Genomic DNA, 25772 nt, shown 5'->3' with positions numbered 1-25772 from the left:
CACATCGCGCATGGCAACAAGGGCGTTTTCCGGCTGGATATCGCCTGCTGCGACGACTGGCCGGGCCTCACCGAGGCGGCCGTGCACGCACTCGCCGCCGTCCTGCCCACACAGGAAGAGATCGCCTCGGAGTTCGGTGAGGAGTTCGTGCACGGGCTGATTCATTCCGACGGCTGCCGGGCCATTAATCGCGTGCTTCGACCGCTCAAGGGCGGTGATCGGTGGTACGAGTACCCCCGCTACTTCTTCACCAACGCCTCCGACGACATCCGTGAGCTCTTCACCGACGCGCTCGACCGGCTCGGCATCGAGTGGAAGCGATCCGATGAGCGGATCATCTCGATCGCCAAGAACGAGGCGGTGGCGAGGTGGATGAGTTCGTGGGGCCGAAGTACTGACCGGGCCGAGTCGTGGGCCGGTTCGCGCGTGGGCGCCGCTCGCGGCCGTGATGCCGCGGGCGACCGCCGGTCAGTGGCGGGGCGTCGGCTCGGGCGCTGCCCGGGCGGCCCCGCACTCGACCGGCGGTGTGAAGGAGGGTCAGGCGGGCGGGGACTGGGCGATGGCGTCGCCGATGCGGTGGACGCGCAGGTCGTTCGTTGATCCCGCCGTGCCGGACGGGGAGCCGGCGACGATGACGATCCGGTCGCCCTTCTGGCAGCGGCCGATGTCCAGCAGGGCCGACTCGACCTGCTTCACCATCTCGTCGGTGTGGTAGACCTCCGGCACCGTGAACGTCTCGACGCCCCAGACGAGGGCCAGCCGGCTGCGGGTCTCCGGGCGGGGGGTGAACGCGAGCAGCGGGATCGGCGAGCGATATCGGGACAGCCGTCGCGCGGTCTCGCCCGTCATCGTGAAGGCCACCAGGGCCTTGGCGTCGACCGTCGCGCCGACCTCGGCGGCGGCCCGGGCGATCGCGCCTCCGACGGTCTCCGGGATGCGGTCGAGCGAGTGGGTGGCGCGCAGCGTCGTCTCTTCGGCGGCGCACACGATGCGGCTCATCGTCTGCACGGACTCGACGGGATAGTCGCCGACGCTGGTCTCGCCGGACAGCATGACGGCGTCGGCGCCCTCGAAGACGGCCCCGGCGACGTCGGAGACCTCCGCGCGCGTGGGCCGCGGGGCGCTGATCATCGACTCGAGCATCTGGGTCGCGACGATGACCGGGCGGGCCTTCTCGCGGGTCAGCTCGATGGCGCGCTTCTGGACGATGGGGACCTGTTCGAGCGGGAGCTCCACGCCGAGGTCGCCACGGGCGACCATGATGCCGTCGAAGGCCTCGACGATCTCTTCGAGATGCTCGACGGCCTGCGGCTTTTCGATCTTGGCGAGGAGGGGGACCATCCGGCCTTCCTCGTCCATGATGCGGCGTACCGGCTCGGCGTCTTCGGGGGTGCGCACGAAGGACAGGGCGACCATGTCGACGCCCAGGCGGAGGGAGAAGCGGAGGTCCTCTTCGTCCTTCTCGGTGAGGGCGGGGACGCTGACCGCGACACCCGGCAGGTTGAGGCCCTTGTGGTTGGAGACCATGCCTCCGACGAGCACGCGCGTGCGGACGCGCGGGCCGTCGACCGCGGTGACGTTGAGGACGACCCGGCCGTCGTCGATGAGGATCGTGTCGCCGGGGCCGACGTCACCGGGGAGGCCGCCGTAGGTGGTGGACACCTGCGAGCGGTCGCCGGGCACGTCCTCGGTGGTGACGGTGAACTCGTCGCCGAGAGTGAGGCGTACGGGCCCGTCGGCGAACGTGCCGAGCCGGATCTTGGGACCCTGGAGGTCCGCGAGGATGCCGAGGGCGTGGCCGGTGGCGTTCGCGGCCTCGCGCAGGAGGCGGTAGACGTCCTCGTGCTGCTGCTGGGTGCCGTGGCTCATGTTGAGCCGGGCGATGTCGATGCCGGCCTCAACCAACGCGTTGATGCGCTCGGGGCTGGAGCAGGCGGGACCAATGGTGCTGACGATCTTTGCTCGGCGACTCACATCTCCAACTTTAAGTAGTTACCCGCGAGTACGTGTATTCGTGCAGGTCACCGTTGCCCTGTGTTCACCCAATGGTCTAGACCGAACGGGGTGCGGGGCTCGTACGGTCGGAAACCGGACACCTCGCCGGCGCCTCCCGCTGAAGCGCCCGCGCAGGCCCCGAACCGGCCTGCACGGCGCCGTCGGCGGCCCGGCCCGAACGGACGCCCCGGGGACAGCCGGGAACGAGCGGAACAGACGCCCGAGGCGGCCCGGGACGGCCGGGACGAATGTCCGAGGACGGCCGGGACGGGCGCCCGGGGACGTCTGACTCCCCGGGCTCGTCCGTGGGTCAGGCCGAGGCGAACACCTCAACGGCCTCCTGGCAGTACGCCTTGAGGTCGTCGGGCTTGCGGCTGGTCACGAGAGTGTTGGGCCCGGCCGTGCAGATCTGCACCTCTTCGTCGACCCAGGTGCCGCCGGCGTTGCGGATGTCGGTCCGCAGGCTCGGCCAGGACGTGAGGGTCCGACCGCGTACGACGCCGGCCTCGACGAGGGTCCACGGCGCGTGGCAGATCGCGGCGACCGGCTTGCCCGTGTCGAAGAACGCGCGTGCGAACGCGACGGCCTTGTCGTTCATCCGGAGGAAGTCGGGGTTGGCGACGCCGCCGGGCAGCGCGAGCCCGTCGAAGTCGTCGGCCGACACCTCGTCGACGGTCGCGTCGACCGGGAAGGTGTCCGCCTTCTCCAGGTGGTCGCGGGCCTGGACCTCGCCGGACTTGGTGGAGATGAGCCGAGGTGTTCCGCCTGCCTGCTCGATCGCCTTCCAGGGCTCGGTCAGCTCGACCTGTTCGATCCCGTCCGGAGCGACGAGGAACGCGATCGTCTTGCCCTGAAGCTGCGTACTCATGAGTCCTCCTTCGTCGGGTGAGTGATTACAGACGCTGCGCCTTCGATTCGCTCGCTCCGCTCACTCATGGGTCCTCCTTCGTCGGGTGAGTGATTACAGACGCTGCGCCTTCGATTCGCTCGCTCCGCTCACTCATGGGTCCTCCTTCGTCGGATGAATGACCGCAGGCCTTGATCCGGTCGCGTCGGTCGCTCATGGGGCGGAACCTCCCCTGATGGGTCCCTGAGCGTCCTTCGCTGCTGTCTGCCCTGCCCTCGATGGTGCGCGCTATTCACGGGGCCGACCGCAGCGGGGCGTGACCCGCGTCACCGAGGTCGCCGCGGCCGACGGCCCGGCCGGCCGAATTCACATGACCTAATTTGTCGGATGTTTTCTCATCAAATGTCATGGCGTTCCGGCGATGATTTGCGCGCACCCTGTTTCATGCGCCATTTTGCTGTGGGGGTTTTCGAGATTCCGACCGTGCGGGGAGCGTGACAGATGCCGGACCTGACCCGTCGCCGTCTGTTCAGCAAGGCGGGTGCGATCGCCGCGGCGGCTTTCGCCGCGGAGGTACTGCCGCCGAACGTACGACGGGCGATGGCCGGCACTCCTCATGACGTCAAAGGGAAACTCGCCGACATCGAGCACGTCGTCATTTTGATGCAGGAAAACCGCTCGTTCGACCATTACTTCGGGACTCTTCCGGGCGTACGGGGATTCTCCGACCCGGAGGCGATCACGTTGAGCACCGGCCGTCCGGTGTTCTACCAGCCCGACCCGGTCAACCCGGCGGGCTATCTGCTGCCGTTCCACCTGGACACGCGGACGAGCAGCGCCCAGGCGATCCCCTCGACCAGCCATGCGTGGGCGGTGCAGCACAGCGCCTGGAACTCCGGGAGGATGGACAACTGGCTGCCCGCGCACCGGGCGGCCGACGGCGTGAACGCCCCGTACGTCATGGGGTACCACATGCGGGAGGACATCCCGTTCCAGTTCGCCCTGGCGGAGTCGTTCACCGTCTGCGACCACTACTTCTGCTCGGTGCTGGGTCCCACCTGGCCGAATCGCCTGTACCACATGACCGGCACGGTCGACCCGGATGGGACGCGGGGCGGGCCGGTCATCACCAACCGCGACCCGGCTCCGTACACCTGGCCGACGTATCCGGAGGCGCTGACCGACGCGGGCGTGAGCTGGAAGGTCTACCAGGAGATCGACAACTACGGCTGCAACGTCCTGGAGTACTTCGCGACGTTCCAGAACGCCCCTACGTCGTCTCCGCTGTTCCGCAACGGCCTGCGCACGTACGCGGCCGGTCAGTTCGAGTACGACGCCGCGAACGACCGGCTGCCGACCGTCTCGTGGATCATCCCGACGAGCTTCCAGTCCGAGCATCCCGACTACACGCCGGCGGCCGGCGCCGACTACGTCGCGAGCAAGATCGACGCGATCGCGTCCAACCCGGACGTGTGGAAGAAGACCCTGTTCATCCTCAACTACGACGAGAACGACGGCCTGTTCGACCACGTCCCTCCCCCGGTGCCGCCCGCGGGCACGCCGGAGGAGTTCGTGCACGACCTGCCGATCGGCGGCGGGTTCCGGGTGCCGTGCCTGCTCGTCTCTCCGTGGACCATGGGCGGCTGGGTCGCGCGTGAGCCCTTCGACCACACCTCCGTCCTGCGCCTTCTCGAGCGCCTGACCGGCGTGCGCGTCCCGAACCTGACCGCGTGGCGGCGTACGGCGTTCGGCGACCTGACCTCGGCTCTGGGGTTTCCGGTGGCGGGGCCGCCACCGCGGCTGCCGGGCACCAAGCGGCGCCTGGCCGAGGCCGTACGCGACGTGGTGACGTTGCCGGCCCCGCTCTTCCCGGAGGAGGACCAGACACCGCCGCGGCAGGAGAAGGGCCCGCGGCCACGGCCACGGCCCGTGCCGCGCACTCAGGCCCGGCCGCGCGGATGAACGCGCCGGGCGAGAAGGGATTCGACGTGCCGAAGCAGACATCACGGCGGCGGCGCCTCTTCCTGATGGCCGGTGGTGCGGCGGGTCTCCTCGCGCTGGCCGTACCGGCGGGGGCGACGCGGGCGCGGCCGAGCCCGCCGAGCCCGCCGCGGCCGACGCCGGTCAACACCGCTCCGGGCATGCCCAAGTGGGGCCCGGACCCGCAGCCGCGGCCCCCGTCGGCGTCACGGCTGGCCGCCGGCGAATATCGCGCGTACGTCGCGCTGGCCGGTGACTACCGGGTGGTCGCGGTCGACGCGGCGACGCGGACGTTCATGGGACGGGGCGTCGCGACCGACGCGGCGCAGGGCGTGGCGGTCACGCCGGACGGCGGCAAGGTCTACATCGCCAACACCGGGCAGTACGACGTGCTGGTCGTCGACCCGCTCACCGGTGAGACCCGGCCGGTGCACGTCGGCCCGTTCCCGCGCGACGTCGCGGTCTCCCCCGACGGCCGGAAGGTGTACGCGGCGGTGACCGGCGGCGACACGGGCAGGGGCGGCTCGGACGTCGTCGCGGTGATCGATCCGGTCACCGACGAGGTGGTCCGGCGGATCCGCGCGGGCACGGCTCCCCGCCAGGTCGTCTTCAGCGCGGACGGGCGGCGGGCCTACGTCAGCCACGACGGCGGGATCGCGGTGATCGACACGTCGAGTGACACGGTGGTGCGGTCCATCCGCGACCGGTTCTGCCCGCAGGGGATCGCGGTCGACCCGTCCGGGCGGAGGCTGTACGTGGCCGAGCCCCCCGCGGGCCGGGTGTCGGTGCTCGACACGGCGACCGGCCGGGTGCGGGGCCGGATCCCCGCGGGTGACCAGCCGTGGGCGGTGGACGTCACCCCGGATGGCACGAAGGCCTACATCGCGCAGATGAACGACAACGCCGTCGCCGTGGTCGACACCGCGAGCGGCCGGGTGCGGGCCACGATCGGCGTGGGGAAGCTGCCCGCGTCGGTGGCGGTGACGCCGGACGGCTCGGAGGTGTGGGTCGGCAACATCTTGTCCGGCAGCGTCTCGGTGATCGACGTCGCCTCCGGCACGCTGATCGCGACGGTCGCGGGGGGCACGGGCACGAAACCGCTCGACGCGGCCCCGGTCGGGATCGCCTTCGGCCGTACGCCGTCCTGACGGACCGCCCGTCAGGCCCCGTGCACGGCCTGGATCTCCAGGCCGATCTCGATCTCGTCGCCGAGCATGAGCCGGTCGCCCTGCAGCGGGATGTTGAACTCGATGCCGTAGTCGGAGCGCGAGATCCGGGTGGAGGCGGTGAAGCCGGCCCGCAGGCCGCCCCGCTGGTCGGTGCCGGCGCCGTGGAACTCGGTGAGCAGGCTGACCGGGCGGGTGACGCCGCGGATCGTCAGGTCGCCGTCGACGGTGTAGCGGGGATGGCGGGCCCGGCGGCCGGTGCGGGCCGGAGCGACGGCGGTCGCGGTGAAGGTCATGACCGGGTGGTTCGCCGCGTCGAGGATCTGGGAGGAACGGATGAGCTCGTCCCGTTCGGCGTTTCTCGTGTCGATCGAGGCGATGACGACCTCGGCACCGGCGGTGGAGGCGAAGACGTCGTCGGCGATGTCGATGCGTCCGGTGAACTCGGTGAAGACGCCGCGGACCGTCGTCATCATGTGCCGGACGCTGAAGGTGATCTCCGAGTGGTCCGGGTCGATCCGCCAGGTGCCGGCGGTGATCTCTGGTGCGGTGATGGTCTCCGTCATGTCCTTCTTTCCCGAAGCCGCGCTCCCGAGCGCACCAGGGTAGTTGAAACGGCATCAAGAACGCACATCAACCGTCGATTCGCGTAACAGACGACACTCGTGGTAAGTGGTCGGTCTGTCCGTGCTTCCGGCCCGATGGCCGGTTCGGGCGTCGGAGACATCGGGTGCCGGGGAAACGACGGACGCCCTGCCGTACCCCCGGAGGGTGCGGCAGGGCGTCCGGTGTGGGTCAGACGAGCGGTCGTGCGGTCGGCGGGATCGCGGTCGGCAGGGCGGTGCGGCCCATGAGCCACTGGTCGACTCCGGCCGCGGCGGAGCGGCCCTCGGCGATCGCCCAGACGATCAGCGACTGGCCCCGGCCCATGTCGCCCGCGGCGAAGACGCCCTCGACCGAGGTGGCGTACGCGCCGTCGCGTACGACGTTGCCGCGCTGGTCCAGATCGACGCCGAGCTGGTCGAGCAGGCCGTCGCGCTGCGGGCCGAGGAAGCCCATGGCGAGCGTGACCAGCTCGGCCGGGATCTCCCGCTCGGTGCCGGGGATCGGCTTGAAGCGGGTCTCGGGCCCTTCGACGTCGACGACGCGCAGGGCCTTCACGTGCCCGTTCTCGTCACCGACGAACTCCAGAGTGTTCACCGCGTAGGCACGGTCGCCGCCCATGTCGTGCAGCTCTTCGTGGGCCGACTCCATCTTGAACAGCATGGGGTAGGTCGGCCACGGCTGGCCCGCGGGCCGCGCCTCGGGCGGCCGCGGCATGATCTCCAGCTGGGTGATGGAGCGCGCGCCCTGGCGTACGGCCGTGCCGATGCAGTCGGCGCCGGTGTCGCCGCCGCCGATGACGACGACGTTCTTGCCCTCGGCGCTGATCGGCGAGGCCGCCAGGTCGCCCTCCTGAACGCGGTTGGACAGCGGCAGGTACTCCATCGCCTGGTGGATGCCCTCCAGCTCGCGGCCGGGGGCGGGCAGGTCGCGCCAGACGGTGGCGCCGCCGGCCAGCACCACGGCGTCGTAGGCCGCGCGGAGCTCCTCGGCGGTCACGTCGACGCCGACGTTGACCGAGGTGTGGAACTCCGTGCCCTCGGCGCGCATCTGCGCGATCCGCCGGTCCAGGTGCTTCTTCTCCATCTTGAACTCGGGGATGCCGTAGCGCAGCAGCCCGCCGAGCCGGTCGGCGCGCTCGTACACGACGACGTCGTGGCCGGCGCGGGTGAGCTGCTGGGCGGCGGCGAGCCCGGCGGGGCCCGAGCCGATCACCGCGACCTTCTTGCCCGTACGGACCGCGGGCGGCTGCGGTGTCACCCAGCCCTCGGCGAACGCCCGGTCGATGATCTCGACCTCGACCCGCTTGATCGTGACGGGGTCGGAGTTGATGCCGAGCACGCACGCGGACTCGCACGGCGCCGGGCACAGCCGGCCGGTGAACTCGGGGAAGTTGTTCGTGGCGTGGAGGCGTTCGATCGCCTCGCGCCACGTGCCCCGGTGGACCAGGTCGTTCCACTCGGGGATGAGGTTCCCCAGCGGGCAGCCGTTGTGGCAGAACGGGATGCCGCAGTCCATGCAGCGTGCCGCCTGCTTGTTCAGCGAGCCTTCGGGGAAGGTCTCATACACCTCACGCCAGTCGCGGATCCGCACGTCGACCGGGCGGCGCTTCGGGAGCTCGCGCGGATGGGTCATGAACCCCTTCGGGTCGGCCATGTCGTCTCCCCCTTCACCCGTTGCTGGCGGCCATGACGGCCTCGTCGATGTCGCGGCCCTCGGCCTCGGCCCTGGCCCGTGCGGTCAGCACGCGCTTGTAGTCGCGCGGCATGATCTTTCCGAACCGCGTCACGGCCGTGTCCCAGTCGGCGAGCAGCCCGGCGGCGACCTCCGAGCCGGTCTCGGCGTGGTGGCGGGTGACGATGTCGTGCAGGTACGCGCGGTCGTCGTCCTCCAGTGGTTCGAGGTCGACCATCTCGGTGTTGATGCGTTCGCGGCGCAGGTCCAGCACGTAGGCGATGCCGCCGGACATGCCGGCCGCGAAGTTGCGGCCGGTCGGGCCGAGCACGACCGCCCGGCCGCCGGTCATGTACTCGCAGCCGTGGTCGCCGACGCCCTCGACGACGGCGGTGGCGCCGGAGTTGCGGACGCAGAAGCGCTCGCCGACGACACCGCGGATGAACGCCTCGCCGGAGGTCGCGCCGTACAGCATGACGTTGCCGGCGATGATCTGTTCTTCGGCGGCGAACGGCGAGTCCGCGGGCGGGCGTACGGTGATGCGCCCGCCGGACAGGCCCTTGCCGAGGTAGTCGTTGGCGTCGCCGACAAGGCGCAGCGTGATGCCGCGCGGGACGAAGGCGCCGAAGGACTGCCCGGCCGATCCGGTGAAGGTGATGTCGATCGTGTCGTCGGGCAGCCCGCCGGCCCCCCACTTGCGGGTGACCTCGTGGCCGAGCATGGTGCCGACGGTGCGGTTGACGTTGCGGACCGGCATCTCCAGCTTCGTGGCGTTGCCGTAGGCGATGGCCCCCTCGGCGAGCTGGATCAGCGTGTTGTCCAGGGCCTTCTCGAGGCCGTGGTCCTGGCCGGTGGTGTTGCGCAGCGGCGTGCCCTCGGGCAGGTCCGGCTGGTGCAGGATCGGCGTGAGGTCCAGGCCGGAGGCCTTCCAGTGGTCGACGGCCTTGGCGGTGTCGATCAGCTCGACGTGGCCGATCGCCTCGTCGATGCTGCGGAAGCCGAGCGCGGCCAGGTACTCACGCACCTCTTCGGCGATGAACTCGAAGAAGTTGACGACGAACTCCGGCTTGCCGCTGAAGCGCTTGCGCAGCTCCGGGTTCTGCGTCGCGACGCCGACCGGGCAGGTGTCGAGGTGGCAGACGCGCATCATGACGCAGCCGGAAACGACGAGGGGCGCGGTGGCGAAACCGAACTCCTCGGCGCCGAGCAGCGCCGCGATGATCACGTCGCGGCCGGTCTTCATCTGCCCGTCGGTCTGCACGACGATGCGGTCGCGCAGGCCGTTGAGCAGCAGCGTCTGCTGGGTCTCGGCGAGGCCGAGCTCCCACGGCGCGCCGGCGTGCTTGATCGAGGTCAGCGGCGACGCGCCGGTGCCGCCGTCGTGGCCGGAGATGAGCACGACGTCCGCGTGCGCCTTGGACACCCCGGCCGCGACCGTGCCGACGCCGACCTCGGCGACGAGCTTGACGTGCACGCGCGCCGCGGGGTTGGCGTTCTTCAGGTCGTGGATGAGCTGGGCGAGGTCCTCGATCGAGTAGATGTCGTGGTGCGGCGGCGGCGAGATGAGGCCGACGCCGGGCGTGGAGTGCCGGGTCTTGGCGATCCAGGGGTACACCTTGTGCGCGGGGAGCTGGCCGCCCTCGCCGGGCTTGGCCCCCTGGGCCATCTTGATCTGCAGGTCGTCGGCGTTGGTGAGGTATTCGGAGGTCACGCCGAACCGGCCGGAGGCCACCTGCTTGATCGCCGAGCGGCGCAGGTCGCCGTTGGCGTCCGGGGTGAACCGCTCGGGGTCCTCCCCGCCCTCGCCGGTGTTGGACTTGCCGCCGAGGCGGTTCATCGCGATGGCGAGGTTCTCGTGCGCCTCGGCGGAGATGGAGCCGTAGGACATCGCGCCGGTGGAGAACCGCTTGACGATCGACTCGACCGGCTCGACCTCCTCGATCGGCACCGGCGGCCGGGCACCCTCGCGCAGCTGGAACAGCCCGCGCAGGGTCATCAGCCGGGCCGCCTGGTCGTCGACGAGCTTGGTGTAGTCCTTGAACAGCTCGTAGCGGCGGGTGCGGGTCGAGTGCTGGAGCTTGAAGACCGTCTCGGGGTTGAACAGGTGGTGCTCGCCCTCGCGGCGCCACTGGTACTCCCCGCCGACCTCCAGGGTGCGGTGCGTCGGCGCGTTGCCGTTCGGCGGGTACGCGCGCCGGTGCCGCTGGGCGACCTCCTCGGCGAGCACGTCGAAGCCGACGCCGCCCAGCCGGGAGGTGGTGCCGGCGAAGCACTCGTCGATGACCTCGGCGCCCAGGCCGATCGCCTCGAAGATCTGCGCGCCGGTGTAGGAGGCGACCGTGGACACGCCCATCTTGGACATGATCTTCAGCACGCCCTTGCCGTACGCCTTGACCAGGTTGCGCACGGCGGTGGCCCGGTCGACGGCGAGGTCGCCGGTCTCCACCAGGTCCTCGACCGTCTCGATGGCGAGGTAGGGGTTGACCGCGGACGCGCCGTACCCGATGAGCAGGGCCATGTGGTGGCACTCGCGGGCGTCGGCGGTCTCGACGACGAGGCCGACCCGGGTGCGGCTCTTCTCGCGGATCAGGTGGTGGTGGACGGCGCCGGTGAGCAGCAGCGACGGGATCGGCGCGCGGGAGGGCCCGGCGCCGCGGTCGGACAGCACGAGGATGCGCGCGCCGTTCTTGATCGCGGCCGAGACCTCCTCGCAGATCTCCTCGAGCCGCTGCGACAGCGCCGCTCCCCCGCCGGCCACGTCGTACAGGCCGGACACCACGTGTGGGGCGAACCCGGGCAGGTCGCCCTCGTCGTTCACGTGGACGATCTTGGCGAGTTCCTCGTTGTCGAGGATCGGCGTGGGCAGCACCAGCCGGCGGCACGAGTGCGGACCGGGCTCGAGCAGGTTGCTCTCGGGGCCGAGGGTGGACTGCAGGCTCGTCACCAGCTCTTCGCGGATCGCGTCGAGCGGTGGGTTGGTGACCTGCGCGAACAGCTGCTTGAAGTAGTCGAACAGCTGACGCGAGCGGCTGGACAGCACGGCCGGGGGCGTGTCGGTGCCCATGGAGCCGATCGGCTCGGCGCCGGCGCGGGCCATCGGCGCGAGAATGATCTTCAGCTCCTCGGAGGTGTAGCCGAAGATCTGCTGGCGCCTGACCAGCGTCTCGTGCGTGACGTGCCGCAGCTCGCGCTGCGGGAGCTCCTCGAAGCGGATCAGCCCGGCGTGCAGCCACTCCTCGTACGGGTGCTCGGCGGCCAGCTCGGCCTTGATCTCGTCGTCCTCGACGATGCGCCCCTGCGCGGTGTCGACGAGGAAGATCCGGCCGGGCTGCAGGCGGCCCTTGCGGACGACCTTGGACGGCTCGATGTCGAGCACGCCGGCCTCGCTGGCCAGGACGACGAACCCGTCGTCGGTGACCCAGAAACGTCCGGGGCGCAGGCCGTTGCGGTCGAGCACGGCGCCGACGACGGTGCCGTCGGTGAAGGTGACGCTGGCCGGGCCGTCCCAGGCCTCCATCAGGGTGGAGTGGAACTCATAGAAGGCCCGGCGGGCCGGGTCCATCTCCGTGTGGTTCTCCCAGGCCTCCGGGATCATCATGAGCACCGCGTGGGGCAGCGACCGGCCGCCGAGGTGGAGCAGTTCGAGGCACTCGTCGAAGGAGGCGGTGTCGCTGGCGTCGATGTCGATGACCGGGAAGATCCGCGACAGGTCGCCGGGGAGGACGTCGGACGACAGGAGCGCCTCACGCGCCCGCATCCAGTTGCGGTTGCCCTTGACCGTGTTGATCTCGCCGTTGTGCGCGATGAAGCGGTACGGGTGGGCCAGTTCCCAGGCCGGGAAGGTGTTGGTGGAGAACCGCGAGTGCACCAGGGCGATCGCGCTGGCGTAGCGGCGGTCGGACAGGTCGGGGAAGAACGGCTCCAGCTGCGGGGTGGTCAGCATCCCCTTGTAGACGATCGTGCGGCTGGACAGGCTCGGGAAGTACACCCGCGCGTCCTGCTCCATGCGCTCGCGGGCGCAGAAGACGATGCGGTCCAGGTCCAACCCGCGGGCACCGCCGCGCGCACGGAGGAACAGCTGGGCGAAGTGCGGCATCACCCGGCGCGCCGTGGGCCCGCAGAAGTGCGGGTCGTAGGGCAGCTCCCGCCAGCCGAGGACGGTCAGGCCCTCCTCGCCGGCGATCCGCTCGATCGTCTCCACGGCCTCGGCGCGCTCGGCGGCCTCGGCCGGAAGGAACGCGATGCCCACGGCGTACGCGCCCGGCTCGGGCAGCGCGAAGTCCACGGTCTCGCGGAAGAGCTCATCGGGGATCTGGGTGAGGATCCCCGCACCGTCTCCGTCGTCCGGCTCGGCGCCCTTGGCGCCGCGGTGGTCGAGGTTCCTCAGGACGGTCAAGGCTTTGACCACGATATCGTGGCTCTTACGTCCGGCCAGGTCAGCGACCATGCCGACACCGCAGGCATCGTGCTCGTTGGCCGGGTCGTACAGGCCCTGACGCTGGACGCGCCCTTGACCTGGAGTCATGGCGGCAGGCACCATCAGCCCTCCCGTCGTCTCGTTCTGCTCCTTCATCAGTGCAGTCTTGGGACGACGTTGGCCCTGCTGCGGTGACTAGAGGTTACAGCACTGTCTGTTTCATCCCCGACGCGACATGATCGCGAAACTTACCTAACTGTGCTCATCTAGCCTCAATGCACTGCGTATTCGGATAAATTCCCCCGAAAAGCGAGCCCGCAGGGTGACACCGATCACTCCCCGGGGCTTGGCCCGCCGGGTGCGTCGCGAGCCACTTTACCGCCCGTCGGCAGCCTCCGACCTCGGCGGATACACGCCTCCCGCCCGGTCGGCGCCGCCGGATCCGGAGCGTCTCCCGCCGCGCAGGACGCCCGGAGCGCCGGGTGTCAGCGGCTCATGCGAGAAGACGACCGAAAAGCAGAAGCCGCCCGGAATCCGGCCATCCCGCCGCACTCCGTGTCGAACCCGGTCGACATCCCAGGAAGACGACATGGCAACCGACCGGTCTCCACGCCTCGCCGAAGGCCGGTCGGCGCCCCGGAGACCCGAGACGCGAACCGGCCGGCCTCCGTGCTCCGCGCCAGGGCCCGGCCGGTCGCGGTGCGATCAGTTGCGGTGGAAGAGGAACTGCTTGCCCGCCTGCAGCACCGACGAGCTCGGGCTGATCGTGTCGATGCCGTAGCTGTCGCCGTGGCCGCCGTCCACGCGGCCGGCCCAGCCGACCACGACGAAGTGGCCGTACGCGCCGCTCTCCGCGCCCGTCGTCGATGAGCCGAACTTGTCCACTGGCGAAGCACCACTGATCGGCTGGAAGAAGCCTTTGCCCGACTTGGGGTCGAGATCGTCGATGAGCGCGTTGGCCGAGGTCACGTCCTTCAGGTTGAAGATCGCTATCTGTCCGACCCACTTCTGGTCGGCCGACACGTACGCGGCGCGGACCACCTGGGTGCAGCCGTAGCCCTGCAGCGCCGTCTGCAGCGCCGCGCCCGTGACGGTGCCGGTGCAGTTGGTGTCGAGCCGGCCCGAGCCCTGGAGGTTGAAGACCGTGTTGTCGCTCGAGTCCTTGTACGCCTTGGCCTCGGGGTCGGCGAACACCTCCTCGAGCGTCAGCGGCTTGGAGTCCTTGGTCGCGGTGTTCAGGGAGTCCCACAGCGACCAGGACTTCATCGAGTTGTAGGTCACCGGCTTGCTCACACCCGAGGCGGCCGGCGGACCGCCGGTCGAGGAGGAACTGCTCGTCTTCGCCGAGGGGCTCGAGGAGGCGGAGTCGTCATCGGCGCCGGAGGCGGCCAGGTAGTACGCCCCGCCCAGCACGCCGCCGACGAGGATCAGCGCGGCGACGATCACGATGATGATGAGGCCCGCGCTGCTCTTCTTCGGCGGAGGGTACTGCCCCATCGGCGGTTGCCCCATGGGCGGCTGTCCCATCGGCGGCTGTCCCATGGGCGGCTGGCCGCCCGGCAGCGCCTCCGGTCCCTGCCAACCCGAGATCGGCGACTGCGGGTACCCACCGGCGGGCGGGGCCCCGTACTCGCCCGGCGAGGGCGTGCCCCACGGCTGCCCTCCGGAGGGCGGCTGGCCAGGTCCCATCGGCGGGTAGGGGTAACTCATCTCGGATCTCCTCGGGGGGACACCGCGCGTCGGTGGTTGGGATAGAGCTTAGAGCGTGATTCGCGGCGTTTGCCGTGTTCCCCGCTGTGTTCTTCGCGGCGTGCCGGACGCCGGAGTTCTGGTTCGTGGCGAGCGGTGGGCGGCAGGCCCGATTGGACGGCAGGAGAGCCCGTGCGCCTGTCTCCGGGCCCCCGTCCGTAGCGAGCGGCGCAGTGGTTCAGCGCGACCTTGAGATCGGTTCAGTGATGCTGACCGGGCCCGGCCGCGCGTACGAGGACGGCGTTGGGCCGGCCCGTGGTGACCAGCAGGGACAGCAGGGCGGCGTCGCTCTCGTCGCCCGAGCCGTCCGTGCGTTCGACCCAGGTGATCACCGCGTAGTGGCCCATCGCGACGCCGCGCGCGGTGCTGAAGGCCCGTCCGAACGCGACCGAACGCGGCGGCGCGAGCGGGAAGCCGTTGCCGGTGCGCGGGTCGGCCTGGGCGACCACCTGGTCGGCGCCGCGCGCGTCGGCCAGATTGAAGATCGTGACCATGGCGGCGAACCGGTCGTCGGAGTAGGTGGCGCGCGCCGCCTGGGTGCAGCGGGCCTGCTGGAGCACACCGGCCAGCCGGGTGCCCCAGACGGCCGAGGTGCATTGCGAGTCGAGCTGGGAGGCGGTCAGCTTGAGCGACGCCTTCGCGTCGGAATCGGCGATCTTCTTGGTGCCGAAGACCTCCGCCGCGGTGAGGGGCTTGCCGTCCTTCGCTCGGTCGGCGATCGCGTTGAAGGCCGCGGTCGAGGCCGCCTGCGAGTACGCGGACGCGCCGGGCCCGTCGGTGCGCACGTTCGCCGCCGAGGGCGGCGGCGCCGTGCCGGGCGCTCCGCCGTCGCCGGTGAAGACCGCCACGGCGACCACCACGATCACGGCGACGAGCACGACCACGCCGGCGGCGGCGAAGTAGGCGACGGGCGGGAGCCCGGTGTGCCGCCGCGGGCGGCGTCGTGGCGGGCCCGGAGGCCCGTCCTCACCCTGCGACGCCTCGTCGTAGGAGGACGCTCCGTCGTACGGCGGCGCATCGTCGTACGACGGCGTCGCCTCGTGTGGGGGTGCGCCCTGGTAGCGCGGCGCTCCGTCGTAGCGGGGCGGGAAGGCCCCGTCGTACGGAGGCGGTGCTCCCTCAGGCGACGGCGGCGCCCCCTCGGGGGTGGCCTCGTAGCGCGGCGCTCCGTGGTTGCGGGGCTGGAAGGCTCCGCGGTACGGAGGCGGCGCTCCCTCATGCGGCGGCGCTCCGTTATGCGGGGCCGCTCCCTCGTGGCGGGCGCGCGGGCTCCGTCGTCGACCGATCCGGCCGGCCATCCCGCTAACCGCCGACGAGGACGAGCCGCTCCCAGACGAAGTCGTCGGCCCTCTCGATGGCGATGCTCGCGTCGAGCAGTTCGTTCATGGTCTGCGGCTGCGCGCCACCGGCCCGCTCGACCCAGCTGACGACCACGTAGTGGCCGAAGGACTGGCTGTAGGCGGCGCTGAACCCGCTGCCGAAGTTCTCGGCGCCCTGGGCGGCCAGCGGTGAGACGAAGCCGGCGTTGCTGTTCGGGTCGAGGTCGCGGACGATCTGCTCGGCGCCCTGCAGCTGCTCGAGGTTCATCGCGACGAACTGGCCGAGGTACTTCTTGTCCTGGCTGACGTACGCGCCGCGTGCCACCTGCGTGCAGCCGTACTTGCGCAGGTCGCTCTGGAGCTGCTGGCCCCAGGTCACCGACGCGCAGTCCGACAGCTGCGAGCCCACCAGCGTGAAGTGGTAGTTGCCGTGGCTGACCGACTTGGCGTCGTCGCCGAAGACCTCGCTCTTGTTGAGCGGGCGCTTGTCCTTGCTGCGCTCGTTGAGCTTGTTCACCAGCGAGTTGGCCGGGGTGTTGACGTACACCTTCGGCGTCACCCGCGCGGAGGCGGACGCCTGGCCCTTCTTGTCGTCACCGCCGCCCATCGTCACCACGGCGATGACGACGACCACGATGAGCACGACCAGCGCCGCACCTCCGATGATCAGAAGGTTGCGGTTGGACCCACGTGCCGGACGGCGCCTGCGCGAGGGCTTCCGCTCCCGCTCCTCGGCGTCGACGTATCCCATCTCGCTCACGAGCGGTGAGCTTAGCGAAGGTCGGACCCCCGCAAGTCCATATCGGCAGGCTGCCTTGTGGCACCTGACCGCTCGGGGAGCGATTCGCGCACGTCAGACGGTGTTCGTGCCGATCAGGGATCCGACCGCGAAAGTGATGGCCGCCGCAGCACCTCCGAGGACCAGCTGCCGCAGCCCGCCGAACCACCACGACCGCGCCGTCACCCGCGAGACCAGCGCCCCCGCCGTGAACAGCCCGACCGCCGCGAGCGCGGCGGCCGGCCACAGGTTCTCCGCGCCCAGGAGGTAGGGCAGGACGGGCAGGCACGCGCCGATCGCGAACGACAGGAACGAGGACCCGGCGGCGAGCACCGGGGACGGCAGGTCGCCGGGGTCGATGCCGAGCTCCTCGCGGGCGTGGACGCCGAGGGCCTCCTCCGGGTCACGGGACAGCTGCCGGGCGACCTCACGGGCCAGCTCCGGCTCCAGGCCGCGCGCCTCGTACAGCTGGGCGAGCTCCAGCTCCTCGGCCTCGGAGTTGTGCTCCAGCTCGCGGCGTTCGACCTCGATCTCGGCCTGCGCGAGCTCCGACTGGGAGGCGACGGAGATGTACTCCCCCGCCGCCATGGAGAACGCACCGGCCGCCAGCCCGGCCAGGCCGGTGAGCACGATCACCTGATGGTGGACGCGGCCGCCGGCCACGCCCGCGATCAGGGCGAAGTTGGACACCAGGCCGTCCATGGCGCCGAACACGGCCGGGCGCAGCCAACCTCCGGTGACGTCACGGTGCTCATGGTGAATTTCGGCCCGCGGGCGGCTCGTCGCTCCATCGACGCTCATGAGCCCTCCTTCGTCGGGGGAGAGACCAGGCGCGCGTGTTCAGTGATTCGCTCGCTCCGCTGGCTCACGGATTCTCCAAGGGGGTCACGGCTTTCCCTCGCCCGGCTCGGCGCCGGTCGAGGCCTTCTCCCTGCCGTCGTCACCGTCGGCGTCTTCGTCGTCGCGCTCGGCCTTCTCCGCGGGCTCGTCTTCGGCCTCGTCTGCGGCCTCGGTGCTCTCATCGCTCTCCGAGGCCTCGTCGGCGGCGGTCTCGTCGCCGGTCTCGGCCTTCTCGGGCGCCTTGCCGTTCGGAGCCTCGTCCTCGCGAGTCTTCTCCTGGTCCTCGCGAGTCTTCTCCTGCGGCGCCTTCTCCGCCAAGGCCTCCGTCTCCGGGTCGGCCTCCTCGGCGGCGGCCTCCTTCGTCGGCTCCTCCGGCTCGGCGGCGCCCGCGCTCTCAGAGTCTTCAGAGTCGGACCCGGGCTCGGCCGCGGGCGTACCGACGGCGCCCTCGGGGATCTCCGTACGGTCGCGGTAGAAGTAGAGGTAGGCCGCCGCGCCGAGGAAGACGATCAGCGCGGTCCAGTCGTTCAGGCGCAGGCCGAGGATGTGGTGGGCGGGGTCGACCCGCAGCCACTCGGTCCACGCCCGGCCGACCGTGTAGGCCGCGACGTACAGCGCGAAGGTGCGGCCGTACGCCAGGCGGAAGCGCTTCTCCGCCCAGATCACCAGCAGGGCCACCCCGATGCACCACAGCGACTCGTACAGGAACGTGGGGTGGTACGTGGCGACGTCCGGGGTCTTCAGCGGGCGGTGCGCCGGGTCGATCTTCACGGCCCACGGAAGCTTGGAGGGGCGGCCGTACAGCTCCTGGTTGAACCAGTTGCCCCAGCGGCCGATGGCCTGCGCCAGCGCGATGCCCGGTGCGGCGGCGTCGGCGAAGGCGCGCAGGGAGATGCCGCGGCGGTGGCAGCCGAGGTAGGCGCCGAGCGTGCCCGCCGCGACGGCGCCCCAGATGCCGAGGCCGCCGTTCCAGACCTCCAGGGCACCGACGGGGTGCCAGTTCTTGCCGAAGTAGAGCTGGTAGTCGGTGATGACGTGGTAGAGGCGGCCGCCGACGAGCCCGAAGGGGACCGCCCAGACCGCGACGTCCACGACGGTGCCGGCCGCGCCGCCCCGGGCGACCCAGCGCCGCTCCCCGAGCCATACGGCGACGATCACCCCAAGGATGATCATCAGGGCGTATCCGCGCAGAGGCAGGGGCCCGAGGTGGACGACCCCTTGGGACGGGCTGGGAATCGAAGCGAGCGGCTGCTGCATGGGATGTGACACTACCGGCATTGGGAGACGGGGCGATGACGATCAGGCGGCGAACTGCCCGTCGTCGGCCGGTTCACCGCCGGCCGACGACGGGCATTCGTCGCGTTCGTTACTTCTTGGGCGTCGCCGACGGGCTCTTCGAACCGCCCGAAGGCGGGGTCGGCGAACCGCTGGACGACGGGCTCGGCGAGATGTCCACCGGCTGGGCCGCGAGGATGGCCTTCTCCAGGTTCTTGGCATTGAGCAGCGTGCCGTTGAGGTCCAGCGACTTGCCGTTGAGGAAGACCGTCGGCGTGCCGGTCACCTGGCGGGTTTGCTCGGCGTAGTTCGTCATGCTGTCGAGCTGGCTCTGCTTCTGGCCGCCGTTGACGCACTGCTCGAACTGCGGAGTGTCGAAGCCGAGGTCCTTGGCCCACCCGATCAGGTCCTTGTTCGAGAAGCCGTTCGAGCCCTCGGCCGGCTGGTGCTTGTAGATCACGTCGTGGTACTGGATCCACTTGTCCGCCGGCGCGCACAGCGCCGCGTTGGCGGCGCGCTGGGAGTTGCCCCTGATCGGCTCGGCCTGCTGCTTGAACAGCCAGAACGGGTAGTAGAGGACGTTGACCTTGCCCTCGGCGGCGAGCCGCTTGATCGTGGCGCTGCTGGCGTTCTCGAACTCATGGCAGATCGGGCACTGGAAGTCTTCGAACAGCTCCAGCTTGGGCGCCTTAGCCCCCGGCTTGGACGCGAGGATCGCCCCATCGGCCTGGCGGGTCGTAGGGGCGAGCGCACCGGTGTAGGCGCTCGAGTCCTTCTTGTTGACGAAGTACACCGTGATGACCACGGCCAGCGCCACGACGACCAGCCCGCTGAGGGTGATCATCAGCCGGCGCATCCGCTGCTGCTTCAGCGCCTGCTTTTTGCGTTCCTCCGCCAGCCGCTCGCGGGCCGACCGCTGTCGAGCGGCCTTACTCATCTGGTCTCCTTGGAATTTCGTGTGAAGGCTGCGGCGGCTACAGTCCGAGCCACCGGTCGAGCGCGAGCTTGCCGCGCGGGAACACCATCAGCCAGGCGGCCAGGACGAGGAACCCGAGATCTCGGAAGATCTCCCGCAGATAGTGGGTCTGGCCCTTGGCGACCTGGCCTCCCCCACCGAAGCAACCGCAGTCGATGGTGAGCCCGCGCGCCCACACCGAGATGATCCCGGCGATGAAGACGATGAACAGCACGCCGACGCAGATCGCCATCGTCCGCGTCGCGAACCCGATGAGGATCAGCGCGGCGAGCGCCATCTCCAGCACCGGAAGACCGAGCGCGACGGGCCCGACCACGCTCTGGGGCAGAATCCGATAGGAGGACACCGCCACCTTCTGCAGTCCCTCGGCCTCGCTGAACTTGGCGTATCCGGCCGTGCCGAGGATGGCCGCGAGCGCGATACGCACGACCAGGGTGACCCACTCTCGCCACTCCCGCGCGGGGCGCAGGGACGGGGGTCCGCCTTTACGGGGCCCGCCTTTAACGGCTGTCATCGCTCTCCAGCCATGATCGGTTCCTCACGTTTCGCAATCCGGCGCGCGCAAGCATAGGCGGTAAGCCATAAGGGCGCCGTCAAGCACGCTGGCACATCCTGTCACTTTGCCGCGCCCCATGAGGGGCCAAGGGGGTCCCCGGCGATTCTTTGGCCTACCGCGGACGGCCGGAGCCGCCCGCGGCGGACCGAGAGCGCAGTGCCTATGGCCGCTGTCGGACACCTGCGGCGAGCTCCTCGCCGAGCAGCCGTACGGCGCTCAGTCCCTCTTTCGGCGACGGCGCGTCGAGCAGCCGGCGAATGAACGCCGAACCGACGATGACACCGTCGGCGAAGGCGGCGACCTCGGCGGCCTGCGCGCCGTTGCTCACGCCCAGGCCCAGGCCGACCGGAAGCCGCGCGCCCGCCGGCATGGCCTTGCGGGTGCGCTCGACCAGGCGCGCCGCGCCCGTGTCGACGGCGGACCGGGCGCCGGTGACGCCCATGAGGGAGGCGGCGTACACGAAGCCGCGACAGACCTCGGTGATCGCGGCGAGGCGTTCGTCGGTGGAGCTGAGCGCGACGAGGAAGACCCGGTCGAGGTCGTGCGCGTCGGCGGCGGCCAGCCAGTCGCCGCCCTCCTCCGGCGTGAGGTCCGGGGTGATCAGACCCGCGCCGCCGGCCGAGGCCAGGTCGCGGGCGAACGCGTCGACGCCGTAGTGGTCCACCGGGTTCCAGTAGGTCATCACGAGCGTGGGCGCGCCGGTCGCGGCGACCGCCTCGACGGTGTGGAACACGTCGGCGACCCGGGCGCCTCCGACGAGGGCCTGGTGGACGGCGTCCTGGATCGTGGGCCCGTCCATCAGCGGATCGGAGTAGGGCAGGCCGATCTCGATGACGTCACAGCCCGCCTCGACCATGGCCCTGGCCGCCGCGATCGACCCCTCGCGGGTCGGGAACCCGGCCGGCAGGTAGCCGACGAGCGCCGCGCGGCCCTCCGCGCCGGCCTTCTCGAACGCCGTCGCGACCGTACGTCCTCCACTCATCGCGCTCCCCCGTCCTGGCCGACGAGCCCGAACCACTCGGCGGCCGTGTGCATGTCCTTGTCACCGCGCCCGGACAGGCAGACCACGACGATCGGCTCCTCCTCGGCGGCGGCCGCGAGCTCCGGGCCGATCCGCAGCGTGCCGGCGAGCGCGTGCGCGGACTCGATCGCCGGGATGATGCCCTCCGTACGGCACAGCAGCGCGAACGCGTCCATGGCCTCCGCGTCGGTGACCGCCTGGTAGGTCGCCCGGCCGGTGTCGCGCAGCCAGGAGTGCTCCGGGCCGACGCCCGGGTAGTCGAGCCCGGCCGAGACCGAGTGCGTCTCGAGGGTCTGCCCGTCGTCGTCCTGGAGCAGGTAGGTGCGCATGCCGTGGATGACGCCGACCGACCCGCCCGCGAGCGTCGCGGCGTGCCGCCCGGTGTCCAAGCCGTCGCCGCCCGCCTCGAAGCCGTACAGGCGGACGCTCTCGTCGGGCACGAACGCGTGGAAGGCGCCGATGGCGTTGGAGCCGCCGCCCACGCAGGCCGTGACGGCGTCGGGCAGCCGGCCGGTCAGCTCGAGGACCTGTCGGCGCGCCTCCTCGCCGATGACCCGGTGGAAGTCGCGGACCATCATCGGGAACGGGTGCGGGCCCATCGTCGAGCCGATGCAGTAGTGGGTGTGCTCGACGCTGGCGACCCAGTCGCGGAACGCCTCGTTGACGGCGTCCTTGAGCGTGCGGCTGCCGTTCGTCACCGGGATGACCTCGGCGCCGAGCATGCGCATGCGGGCGACGTTGAGCGACTGTCGCACGGTGTCGACCTCGCCCATGTAGACCGTGCACTCCAGGCCGAGCAGCGCCGCGGCCGTCGCGGTGGCGACGCCGTGCTGGCCGGCGCCGGTCTCGGCGATGAGGCGGGTCTTGCCCATCCGCTTGGTGAGCAGCGCCTGCCCCAGCACATTGTTGATCTTGTGGGAGCCGGTGTGGTTGAGGTCCTCGCGCTTGAGCAGCACGCGGACGCCGGCCTTCTCGCCGAAGCGCCTGGCCTCGGTGAGGAGGCTGGGCCGGCCCGCGTACGTGGCCAGCAGGTGGTCGAGCTCGCCGCGGAAGGCCGGGTCGGCCATCGCCTCGGCGTGGGCGGTGGTCAGCTCGTCGAGGGCGGCCATGAGCGCCTCGGGGGCGAACCGCCCGCCGAAGCGGCCGAAGCGGCCCGAGACATCGGGCAGCGAAATGCCAGTGGCATGGGTGGTCATGAGTTGTTCCTGTCGCGTGTGAAGAAGAAAAGGGGCCTATCCGGTCGGTAGTGACGCGAATCGGCGCCATCGCTCGCGCAGGCTCATGGCCATACCCTACTTGCCCTGGCGCAATGCCGGGTGGGTTCCGGCGGCGACGAGGTCGGCGACGGCCGAACGGGGATCCTTCCCCGTGACCAGGCTCTCGCCGACGAGGACGGCGTCGGCGCCCGCGGACGCGTAGGCCAGCAGGTCGTGCGGCCCGCGTACGCCGGACTCGGCGATCTTGACGATGTTGGAGGGGATCTTCGGCGCGATGCGGGCGAAGGCGGTGCGGTCGACCTCCAGCGTCGCCAGGTTGCGCGCGTTGACGCCGATGACCCGCGCCCCGGCGTCGAGCGCCCGGGTCAGCTCCTCCTCGGTGTGCACCTCGACGAGCGGCGTGAGGCCGATCGACTCGGCCCGCTCGATCAGCGAGATCAGGGCCTGCTGCTCCAGCGCCGCCACGATGAGCAGCGCGAGGTCGGCCCCGTACGCCCGGGCCTCCCACAGCTGGTAGGACGTGACGATGAAGTCCTTGCGCAGCACCGGCACGTCGACCCGGTTGCGCACCTGGGCGAGGTCGTCGATGTCACCGCCGAACTTGCGGCGCTCGGTGAGCACGCTGATGACGGAGGCGCCACCGGACTCGTAGTCGGCGGCGAGCGCGGCCGGATCGGCGATCGCGGCGAGCGCGCCCTTGGAGGGGCTGCTGCGCTTGACCTCGGCGATCACGGAGACGCCCTGACCGCGGAGTGCGCCGTAGCCGTCCTTGGCGGACGGCGTGTGGACGGCCATCTCCTTCAGCGCGTCGAGCGAAACCGCCTGCTGGCGCTCCGCAAGGTCGACACGAACCCCATCGAGGATCTCGTCGAGAACGGTCACTTGGCCTCCTCGCCTGCACGGGAGTGAGCGGAGCGAGCGATCCGGCGGGGGCGGCGCTCGCGGAGCCGACATGAGCGGGCCCGAACGGCCCTTCGGTCCGCTCCCAACGTGATCGATCCCCCTCGTTCGTGACGTCGTGTCTCACGATCGTAGCCCGGTCGGAACGCCGCCCCCGCCCCGGGTGCTCGGTCAGGGAGCGAGAGCGTGCCCGGCGGGGAGGTTACGGACGACCCAGAAAACGGTGGCGACCACCGAGAAGATGATGATCACCCAGGGACGGAGGACGCCGGCCCGCAGCGGCCGCCCGCGCCGTACGGCGACCGCCCACCGGACCCACAGGTAGGCGAGGAACGGCAGCGTCACGAACGTCAGCGCGTTGCGGCCGAACGCCTCGGCCACGTGCCCATGCGTAAGGGCGTGGATCATGCGCAGCGATCCGCAGCCGGGGCAGTAGTAGCCGGTGAGGCCGTAGAAGGGGCAGGTCGGGTAGTGGCCGGGCCGACTGGGGTCGACGAGCGCGAGGTAGCCGGCGGCGCCCGCGACGGCGGCCAGCACCGCGTACGGCGCCCAGCGGCTCTGGCTCCCTCGGAACGTCCGCACGGTGGTCACGCCCCAAGGTTAGGCCGCCGCGGCGGGCCATGGGCGGCGGTTCGCGCGGCGACCGGACCTGGCCGCTACGGCCGGCGGGGTAGCGGCCCGGCCGAAAACAGGGCCATGCCCGCGCACGAAGATCCGGCCGAAAGCGGCTTTCGTCCTGCGCTCGATCAGGGGTCGGCGGCGTAGCCGATGCCGCGGACCGTGCGCAGCGGGCTGAGGGCGCCCAGCTTGGCGCGGAGCTGGGCGATGTGCACGTCGACGGTGCGTGTGCCCGCCGACTCCGCCGAGCCCCACACCGCCGCGAGGAGCTGCTCGCGGGTGAACACGCGCCCCGGCCGTTCCATCAGGAACGCCAGCAGGTCGAACTCCGTGGCGGTCAGCGACTTGACCGAGCCGGCGGCCGCGACGGTGCGCGTGGCGGTGTCGAGCGTGACCTGTCCGGCGCGCAGGACTCCCTCGCGCGGAGCCTCGGGCGCCTGGCCGCGCAGCGCGCGGGCGACCATCGCGACGAGGACGCGCGGGCTGAACGGGCGGGGCACGGTGTACGGGCTCGCGCCCGTCTCACCGTCCGGGACGACGCAGACGACCGGTGTGGCACCCACCTCGCGGGTGAGCTCCTCGCGCACGCCCGTGGACAGGTCGAGCACGACGGCGTCGGGCCGCAGCCGCCGGGCCTCGGCGACGGCCCCCGCCGGCTCGGTCACCACGTGCACGTCGAAGCCTTCGCGGGACAGGTACAGCCGTGCGAGGTCGGCGACGCCGGGATCATGCTCGACGACGAGCACGACCCCGTCACGGTCGGTCTCCGCCGGGGTGTCCATCTCGGCCCTCCGTCCGGGTGCGGCCGGGCGGCGAGGCCTGAAGAGTACGCCCGGAACCCCGTGCTCTGCCGCGACGGGCGAGGGTGCCGGGCGGTCTCTCAGGTGGGGTCGTCGCCTCGGTCGAGTGCCTTCCACAGCGACGCGGGGTCGTCGCCGGCGGGTGGCGCGGCACCCGGGCGATCGTACCGGGCGGACATGCCCGGCCAGCGGCGTCCGCGCACGATCGTGAGCAGACCGGCGGCGGCCAGCAGGACGCCGCCCGCCAGCGACAGGATCCACCAGGCGCTGACGTGGACCGCGACCTCACCGCCCAGCCGGGCCAGGTTGCTCTTCTCGCCGGCGGCCGCGATGACGTGGGCGTGGCGTACGGCGGCCGGCGAGGCGATCGCGACGATCACGCCGAACGCCGCGAGCAGCACGCCGACGGCGACGCGCGCCCAGCCGCGTGTCGCCAGGAGCGCGGCGATCCCGGCGAGGCCCGCCCAGCCCAGGGCGGCGATGACGCCGCTGAGGGACCGCCCGGAGAGCCGCTGGTTCATGGCCTCCAGGCCGCCCGCGTGCTCGGCGACGGTCGCCCAGGTGCGGCCGGCGAACCCGACGATGACGGCCGCGCCCGCCGCGCCCAGCAACGTGGCGGCGGCGAGTTCGCGGCGGCCGGTCACTGGGGGCGCTCGCCCACGACCGGCTCGAGGACGTCGGCGTCCCAGCACGTGCGGTCGCCGGTGTGGCACGCGGCGCCGACCTGGTCGACCTTGACCAGGATGGCGTCGGCGTCGCAGTCGAGCGCGACCTCCTTGACCCACTGCTGGTGGCCGGACGACTCGCCCTTCACCCAGTACTCCTGGCGGCTGCGCGACCAGTAGGTGGCGCGGCCGGTGGTCAGCGTGCGGTGCAGGGCCTCGTCGTCCATCCAGGCGAGCATGAGCACCTCGCCGGTGTCGTACTGCTGGGCGATGGCGGGGACGAGACCGTCGGAGTTGCGCTTGAGACGATCAGCGATCTTAGGGTCCAGGGACATGACATCCATTGTGCCGGTACTCCGCGGGACAACGTCGCTGG

General features: G+C 71.0%; 22 protein-coding genes. 3 read left to right on the top strand and 19 right to left on the bottom strand.

What is annotated here, in order from left to right:
• Window positions 1–81: 81 nt before the first annotated feature.
• A complete protein-coding gene (locus ABEA10_RS25120; protein WP_345468042.1) occupies window positions 82–600 on the top strand; it encodes a hypothetical protein in 519 nt (172 codons plus the stop codon).
• Here ABEA10_RS25120 and pyk read toward each other — a convergent pair.
• Both pyk and ABEA10_RS25110 read right to left on the bottom strand, forming a co-directional pair.
• Window positions 538–1974, bottom strand: coding sequence for a pyruvate kinase (gene pyk / locus ABEA10_RS25115; protein ID WP_345468040.1), 1437 nt, complete (start codon window positions 1972–1974; stop codon window positions 538–540). The two genes, ABEA10_RS25120 and pyk, sit on opposite strands and share 63 nt — an antisense overlap.
• A 331-nt stretch (window positions 1975–2305) precedes the next feature.
• Window positions 2306–2863: a type 1 glutamine amidotransferase domain-containing protein gene (locus tag ABEA10_RS25110; protein WP_345468037.1), complete on the bottom strand. Its 558-nt coding sequence runs from the start codon at window positions 2861–2863 to the stop codon at window positions 2306–2308.
• Window positions 2864–3343: 480 nt separating this feature from the next.
• On the opposite strand from ABEA10_RS25110, the gene ABEA10_RS25105 reads away from it, so the two are divergent.
• Window positions 3344–4804: an alkaline phosphatase family protein gene (locus tag ABEA10_RS25105; RefSeq protein WP_345468035.1), complete on the top strand. Its 1461-nt coding sequence runs from the start codon at window positions 3344–3346 to the stop codon at window positions 4802–4804.
• Between the two features lie 26 nt (window positions 4805–4830).
• Entirely contained in the window at window positions 4831–5970 is a 1140-nt protein-coding gene (locus tag ABEA10_RS25100; protein ID WP_345468033.1) for a YncE family protein, read from the top strand.
• Window positions 5971–5981: 11 nt separating this feature from the next.
• Here the strand turns inward: ABEA10_RS25100 and ABEA10_RS25095 are convergent, their stop codons facing one another.
• From ABEA10_RS25095 to hisI, 17 genes are all read right to left on the bottom strand, one after another.
• Window positions 5982–6554, bottom strand: coding sequence for a YceI family protein (locus ABEA10_RS25095; protein WP_345468031.1), 573 nt, complete (start codon window positions 6552–6554; stop codon window positions 5982–5984).
• 229 nt (window positions 6555–6783) lie between these two features.
• Complete coding sequence (locus ABEA10_RS25090) at window positions 6784–8247, bottom strand: glutamate synthase subunit beta (RefSeq protein ID WP_345468029.1); 1464 nt, start codon at window positions 8245–8247, stop codon at window positions 6784–6786.
• A 13-nt stretch (window positions 8248–8260) separates the two neighbouring features.
• Complete coding sequence (gltB, locus tag ABEA10_RS25085) at window positions 8261–12805, bottom strand: glutamate synthase large subunit (RefSeq protein WP_345468219.1); 4545 nt, start codon at window positions 12803–12805, stop codon at window positions 8261–8263.
• 582 nt (window positions 12806–13387) lie between these two features.
• Window positions 13388–14392: a hypothetical protein gene (locus ABEA10_RS25080; protein WP_345468027.1), complete on the bottom strand. Its 1005-nt coding sequence runs from the start codon at window positions 14390–14392 to the stop codon at window positions 13388–13390.
• A gap of 239 nt (window positions 14393–14631) precedes the next feature.
• Complete coding sequence (locus tag ABEA10_RS25075) at window positions 14632–15729, bottom strand: hypothetical protein (protein ID WP_345468025.1); 1098 nt, start codon at window positions 15727–15729, stop codon at window positions 14632–14634.
• A 4-nt stretch (window positions 15730–15733) separates the two neighbouring features.
• On the bottom strand, window positions 15734–16510 hold the full coding sequence (locus ABEA10_RS25070) for a hypothetical protein (RefSeq protein ID WP_345468023.1): 777 nt from the start codon (window positions 16508–16510) through the stop codon (window positions 15734–15736).
• Window positions 16511–16603: 93 nt separating this feature from the next.
• Window positions 16604–17329, bottom strand: coding sequence for a VIT1/CCC1 transporter family protein (locus tag ABEA10_RS25065; RefSeq protein WP_329258529.1), 726 nt, complete (start codon window positions 17327–17329; stop codon window positions 16604–16606).
• 84 nt (window positions 17330–17413) lie between these two features.
• Complete coding sequence (gene lgt / locus ABEA10_RS25060; RefSeq protein ID WP_345468020.1) at window positions 17414–18625, bottom strand: prolipoprotein diacylglyceryl transferase; 1212 nt, start codon at window positions 18623–18625, stop codon at window positions 17414–17416.
• A gap of 109 nt (window positions 18626–18734) precedes the next feature.
• Window positions 18735–19580, bottom strand: a complete 846-nt coding sequence (locus ABEA10_RS25055) for a DsbA family protein (protein ID WP_345468017.1) — start codon at window positions 19578–19580, stop codon at window positions 18735–18737.
• Between the two features lie 37 nt (window positions 19581–19617).
• Window positions 19618–20133 (bottom strand): MauE/DoxX family redox-associated membrane protein, encoded by a 516-nt coding sequence (locus ABEA10_RS25050; protein ID WP_329258522.1) that lies wholly within the window; start codon window positions 20131–20133, stop codon window positions 19618–19620.
• A gap of 202 nt (window positions 20134–20335) precedes the next feature.
• On the bottom strand, window positions 20336–21157 hold the full coding sequence (gene trpA, locus ABEA10_RS25045) for a tryptophan synthase subunit alpha (RefSeq protein WP_345468013.1): 822 nt from the start codon (window positions 21155–21157) through the stop codon (window positions 20336–20338).
• Window positions 21154–22392 (bottom strand): tryptophan synthase subunit beta, encoded by a 1239-nt coding sequence (gene trpB / locus ABEA10_RS25040; protein WP_345468011.1) that lies wholly within the window; start codon window positions 22390–22392, stop codon window positions 21154–21156. The genes trpA and trpB overlap by 4 nt, the downstream gene beginning before the upstream one ends.
• Window positions 22393–22488: 96 nt before the next feature.
• Window positions 22489–23295, bottom strand: coding sequence for an indole-3-glycerol phosphate synthase TrpC (gene trpC / locus ABEA10_RS25035; protein WP_345468009.1), 807 nt, complete (start codon window positions 23293–23295; stop codon window positions 22489–22491).
• Window positions 23296–23484: 189 nt separating this feature from the next.
• Window positions 23485–23904, bottom strand: coding sequence for a DUF2752 domain-containing protein (locus ABEA10_RS25030; protein WP_345468007.1), 420 nt, complete (start codon window positions 23902–23904; stop codon window positions 23485–23487).
• Between the two features lie 155 nt (window positions 23905–24059).
• Window positions 24060–24713, bottom strand: a complete 654-nt coding sequence (locus ABEA10_RS25025; protein ID WP_345468005.1) for a winged helix-turn-helix domain-containing protein — start codon at window positions 24711–24713, stop codon at window positions 24060–24062.
• Window positions 24714–24811: 98 nt separating this feature from the next.
• Window positions 24812–25375 (bottom strand): Trp biosynthesis-associated membrane protein, encoded by a 564-nt coding sequence (locus ABEA10_RS25020; protein ID WP_345468003.1) that lies wholly within the window; start codon window positions 25373–25375, stop codon window positions 24812–24814.
• Window positions 25372–25740 carry a phosphoribosyl-AMP cyclohydrolase gene (hisI, locus tag ABEA10_RS25015; protein ID WP_329258502.1) on the bottom strand — a complete coding sequence of 123 codons (369 nt, stop codon included), beginning with the start codon at window positions 25738–25740 and terminating at the stop codon, window positions 25372–25374. Before hisI ends, ABEA10_RS25020 begins: the two co-directional genes overlap by 4 nt.
• Window positions 25741–25772: the final 32 nt, after the last annotated feature.

Origin of the sequence: Actinoallomurus oryzae (assembly GCF_039541955.1) — a bacterium.
In the GTDB taxonomy this organism is placed as follows: Bacteria; Actinomycetota; Actinomycetes; order Streptosporangiales; family Streptosporangiaceae; genus Actinoallomurus; species Actinoallomurus oryzae.
This window is presented reverse-complemented; position numbering and strand designations above follow the sequence as displayed.

What these genes read in the sequence shown, in the direction of transcription:
- ABEA10_RS25110 (WP_345468037.1), bottom strand. Translation starts at nt 2,863, where the DNA reads ATGAGTACGCAGCTTCAGGGCAAGACGATCGCGTTCCTCGTCGCTCCG.
- ABEA10_RS25105 (WP_345468035.1), top strand. Translation starts at nt 3,344, where the DNA reads ATGCCGGACCTGACCCGTCGCCGTCTGTTCAGCAAGGCGGGTGCGATC.
- ABEA10_RS25095 (WP_345468031.1), bottom strand. Translation starts at nt 6,554, where the DNA reads ATGACGGAGACCATCACCGCACCAGAGATCACCGCCGGCACCTGGCGG.
- ABEA10_RS25090 (WP_345468029.1), bottom strand. Translation starts at nt 8,247, where the DNA reads ATGGCCGACCCGAAGGGGTTCATGACCCATCCGCGCGAGCTCCCGAAG.
- gltB (WP_345468219.1), bottom strand. Translation starts at nt 12,805, where the DNA reads ATGGTGCCTGCCGCCATGACTCCAGGTCAAGGGCGCGTCCAGCGTCAG.
- ABEA10_RS25080 (WP_345468027.1), bottom strand. Translation starts at nt 14,392, where the DNA reads ATGAGTTACCCCTACCCGCCGATGGGACCTGGCCAGCCGCCCTCCGGA.
- ABEA10_RS25075 (WP_345468025.1), bottom strand. Translation starts at nt 15,729, where the DNA reads ATGGCCGGCCGGATCGGTCGACGACGGAGCCCGCGCGCCCGCCACGAG.
- ABEA10_RS25065 (WP_329258529.1), bottom strand. Translation starts at nt 17,329, where the DNA reads ATGAGCGTCGATGGAGCGACGAGCCGCCCGCGGGCCGAAATTCACCAT.
- lgt (WP_345468020.1), bottom strand. Translation starts at nt 18,625, where the DNA reads ATGCAGCAGCCGCTCGCTTCGATTCCCAGCCCGTCCCAAGGGGTCGTC.
- ABEA10_RS25055 (WP_345468017.1), bottom strand. Translation starts at nt 19,580, where the DNA reads ATGAGTAAGGCCGCTCGACAGCGGTCGGCCCGCGAGCGGCTGGCGGAG.
- ABEA10_RS25050 (WP_329258522.1), bottom strand. Translation starts at nt 20,133, where the DNA reads ATGACAGCCGTTAAAGGCGGGCCCCGTAAAGGCGGACCCCCGTCCCTG.
- trpA (WP_345468013.1), bottom strand. Translation starts at nt 21,157, where the DNA reads ATGAGTGGAGGACGTACGGTCGCGACGGCGTTCGAGAAGGCCGGCGCG.
- trpB (WP_345468011.1), bottom strand. Translation starts at nt 22,392, where the DNA reads ATGACCACCCATGCCACTGGCATTTCGCTGCCCGATGTCTCGGGCCGC.
- ABEA10_RS25025 (WP_345468005.1), bottom strand. Translation starts at nt 24,713, where the DNA reads ATGGACACCCCGGCGGAGACCGACCGTGACGGGGTCGTGCTCGTCGTC.
- hisI (WP_329258502.1), bottom strand. Translation starts at nt 25,740, where the DNA reads ATGGATGTCATGTCCCTGGACCCTAAGATCGCTGATCGTCTCAAGCGC.